2 protein-coding genes are annotated in these 4199 nt (G+C 62.7%); one reads left to right on the forward strand and one right to left on the reverse strand.

What is annotated here, in order from left to right; translation table 11 throughout:
- Window positions 1–209: 209 nt before the first annotated feature.
- Window positions 210–3293: a protein-glutamine glutaminase family protein gene (locus ACWDKQ_RS35295; RefSeq protein ID WP_450143093.1), complete on the forward strand. Its 3084-nt coding sequence runs from the start codon at window positions 210–212 to the stop codon at window positions 3291–3293.
- A gap of 354 nt (window positions 3294–3647) precedes the next feature.
- Here the strand turns inward: ACWDKQ_RS35295 and ACWDKQ_RS35300 are convergent, their stop codons facing one another.
- Complete coding sequence (locus ACWDKQ_RS35300; protein WP_450143094.1) at window positions 3648–3986, reverse strand: recombinase family protein; 339 nt, start codon at window positions 3984–3986, stop codon at window positions 3648–3650.
- Window positions 3987–4199 lie beyond the last annotated feature (213 nt).

The raw sequence follows: 4199 nt of genomic DNA on the forward strand, positions 1-4199 counted from the left end.
GGGCGGCGTTCAACGGCTGGGCCGAGCCGAGTTATGCGCAGGGGGCACACCCCGCCCCGTTGACCAGGTGGGCAGGAACGCCAGAACCAAACCGAACGGAGACGCCTGAGGAAAATCCGGCACAGGAGGCAACGAACGCAAGCGTTGTCCAGGTTACTGGCGGGTTGGGTGTGCCGGACCGGCTTTCCAGGTCGAGGGACGAGGACGTCGTGCCGTCTGAGAGCCCAGGACCTGACGGTGGTGTTGGCTCGGCGGAGAGCGGCGCCGTTTCGCAGGATGGCGTCGCTGCCTCCGTGACGGACACACCGCAGGAGGAAGCTGCAGCAGCCGCCGAGCGGACCGTGCCACATCGCACGGTGGATGATTTTGAGGCTCGGTGGGCCGGCTATTTGGCTGCCCATGGAGAGCTCGGTGATCAAGTTGGATTGCGGGCGGCGGCGGCCGTTCAGCGGTGGATGGGTGAGCGTCCGGAGGGGGTTGCGGGCAGCGGGCCGTTGGTCGACGAGCAAGAGCGTCTGTGGGATTCGATCATCCGTGCGGTGAGGCTGGAGATCGCGCGCCGTGTCGAATTCAACGGCTTGATCAATGCGCTTCGTAATGACTTTGCTGAGCGGCCTGATACCGCGAAGCAACGGTGGGCGGAGCGGATCGGCCAGGCTAAGGCTCTGGTGGAGGAGTGGGAGGCGTCCGCTGAGCCGGCGTCGGTAAGGATCGTCCGCGGGGTGGCGGCGGCGATGCTGGAGCCGATGCCGCAGGCGGAGCCGGGCACGGTGGACAACGACGTGCACGACTCAATTCGCTTAGTGTTGACCGAACTGCTGACGGGTGTAGGGGAGACACGGGAGATAGCGGATGGTCGCGACATCGCGGAGTTGATGAATGCGCTTTATGGCGACTTTGCGGCGCTGCTTGATATTCCATCAACAGATCCTTCGTGGCTGCGTAGCCGAGCGAAGACCGCTTCGTGGTTCGATCCCGATCCGGTTCCCTTGCGACCTGACCAGTGGGAGAATCTGCGGCAGGCTAAACCGGACTTATCGGTTCAGTCCGAATTGTGGGAAGTGATGGGTCCCAGCACCCCAAGGTTTCCCGTAGCCATGGAGCAGTCGGTGCGATACGACGTGCGGCGGATCAAGGTGGAGGGGCGTTGGGTTCAGGAGTACACCCTAAAATTTTTCCTGGAAACCGATCCGCCTATGGAAGCCGACTCGCCTGTGGAAGCCGACTCGCCTGTGGAAGCCGACTCGCCTGTGGAAACCGATCCGCCTGTGGAAACCGACTCGCCTGTGGAAACCGACTCGCCTGTGGAAACCGACTCGCCTGTGGGGTCCATCGATCGCGCGACGTGCGTCGAGAAGGTAGTCGCTGCGGCTGATCTGTATTTCAACCAGGGGTACCGTCTTCCGTCGGGCGAGCAGTTCCATGTGCGGGTCGAGTTCCCGGACGATCCGGAAAACGCTGCACACCAGACGATCTCCCAGGACAGCAGCGCGCAGGCAAGCCTGCTGAGGTACACGGACCTCGTCAGTTCCGACGCGCAGCTCGCCTGGGCCTTGGGGCTTCGCCTGGGAATGCTGGATGAGTTCCCGCAACGGCGTGGGCCCGGGCAGGATTTTCGGCGTGTGTTCTATCGGGACGACATGCCGGTGTCCAAGAACCAGCGGATCGCGATACCGCGCCGGAACCGGGTGTATGGCGACGAAAGCGTGATGTGGAGGGGTAGTCCTGGCGGTCGGTTGTTGCCGCGGCATCTGGCGCAGCTGGAAGCGAGCACGCGCGCGTACGGGTTCCGCCCGGGGGCGGCGGATGCAGGTTCGCCGACGCTTGCCGCCATCCGGCCGGAGGATTTCGGGTCGATGGCGCAGTGGCGGGCTCGAACGTTGGATAACCTGTTGTCGCAGAAGGACATTGATGCCGACTCGGTAATGGATGGGTTGCGCTCGGTGCGGGGAAAGCAGGTCGCGGTCGAGGGACTGTACCGGGAGTTCCAGGCACATACCGGTCGGGAGCTGGATTCGGTGTTGGCCGATGTCCTCGGCGGGGAGGATGCCGCGTATGCGGCACAGTTGTTGCGAATGCAGCCTGATTCCCCTGACACTGGTGAGCCCGAGCCGCCGTTTACCTCGGTGCCGCCGGAACTCGGCTACAAGCCGCACCACAGGCGGGATGTGTTCGAATATGCGGCTGCGGTTCGTGGGCACGTGTCCGCAGGTTTGGGGGCGTCCGATCCTGTGGTGCGGGAGCAGTCTTTCGGGGCCGCGATGCACCTGATGCGTGTGCTGGACCGTGAGCTACGCAAGATTTGGGCAGTGGCAACGGCTTACAAGATCCAGTTCGGCTCGGACTTGCGAACGGACTTGATCGAGCTGCGGGGTGATTATCACGAAGAGATCGGGAATGTCTTGGGTGACATCGTTTTGCAGCACGCTTCGATGGAGCAGATAATCGAGTGGCACCGGAAGCTGAAGAACACCGCATTCGAAAACTACTCCCTTGGCGAGACGCCGGTTCGTTATGATCACCCCGAAAACGGCTGCTGGCTCCGAGCGCACGCCTGGGTGATGGAACTGGTTCGAATGGGCGCCGCTCCGATGAAGATCTTCGTTGCCCGCGTCGGGCCCGACCTAAGCTTTTATTCCCCATATGCAGAAGATGCGTTGCCGGGCAAGCCCGCGAAGGTGGTAGCTGACTATCACGTCGCGCCGATGGTCGTGGAGCATACCGATTCCGGGCCGAGGTTGTGGGTGCTGGACTGGGCCATCAGTGCCAGCAGTGACGATCACGATGCGCGTCCGCTGATGATGGAAGAGTGGCTCGGTCAGCTGGGTGTCGACGTCGGTGGCGAAGAGTCCGTTACGTTTTATTCCGGTTCGGCGGAACAGATACATCAGCAGTACATCGACGACTGCAGAAGCAAGCGGTATGCCGTAACTCCCGAAGGCATGGTGTTTCCCGCAGGCCGGGCAATCGTCTTGATCGCGCCCCCGCACACTTTTGCGCTTCCGAATCTAAGGGAACCGAAAGAAATTCCGAGGGATCTTTCTGAAGCCGATCGCTGGTTTCGGGATTGGGAAAGCGACCTCATCGAGATGAACCGCACAGCTGAGCGGCGTGCCAGGCAGCGCCTGGAGGAGGCGCCGGGCGTGTCCGCCGCGGATGGATCACGTACCACGCCGGCGGGCGGGCCCGGTGCTCCGATGTCGGCCGGGGAACGCGACGAGTTGGCCGGTCTGGCCGACTCCTCGGGTGCTGTTCCGGCTTCCGGTCCGCAGGAGACGGCCCCGGAGGCGTAAACAAGCGCGAGAATCCGGCTTTCGTGGCGTTGAGCCGTTTGGTGACCTATGAAGCGGGTTGGTTGAACCGGGCCGGGCGGCTACGAGGGAGCGCCGTATCTGGGGCTCGTGGGGTATGCCGCGATCTCGTGTCGTCACCGGTACTTTGAGGGTGGGTTGGAGTATCCAATCCATGCTCGATGGCGGGGCCGGACCAGCACAGCCGTCCGATGTGGATTCCCGGGATGACGTTCGGTGAGCTGATGCCGTTGAGGCCCCTCCGGTGGATGCGTGGACGGGGTCTGAGCTGCGTGGCGGTGAGGTATGTCCTGCGCCAAGTCGTCTTTGACCTCATCAGCGTGGAGCACGACGAGTTCACGACCGGTTGCTGATTGGGCGGCTTCGAGGTGCTCCACACCGAACCGCGCAAGCCTGTCGCGGTGCTCGACTACGGTCCGGGTGGGTGATGCCGGGATCGGCAAGGAGCTTCCGCAACTTCGTGCGGGTTCCATTCGATCCCGAACCAACCTCGGTGACCGTCGCATCCAGCGAAATCCCGCGCGTGCTGCATTCCTCAACCACACACCCAACTTGGCAGGTGAGCTCGTTTTTCTGGCCAGAGTTGGACACCCGGTAGTACGCCACCGCACGACCATCCCGAATCTTGGGCGGGTTCATGATGGTCGTGACGGTAGTAAGCTGACGAGCGGGCATGTTTTACCAGAAGTGATTCACGGGCCCAGTGGTCGGCTCCGAGTCTTGGAGTCGGAGCGAGACCGATGCCCCTTTTCTTCTAATGCCGTGGTTAAAGGGGCATTCCTGGCGGGTTTCGGTAGCGGAGTGCCGTGTGTGCTGGCAGTGTTGTTCTGTTGTCGCGTGTGCGACGCCGAATGCGCGCATGACGAGAAGCGGTGAGGGGTATGCTTG

This window comes from Saccharopolyspora sp. NPDC000995 (assembly GCF_053599315.1).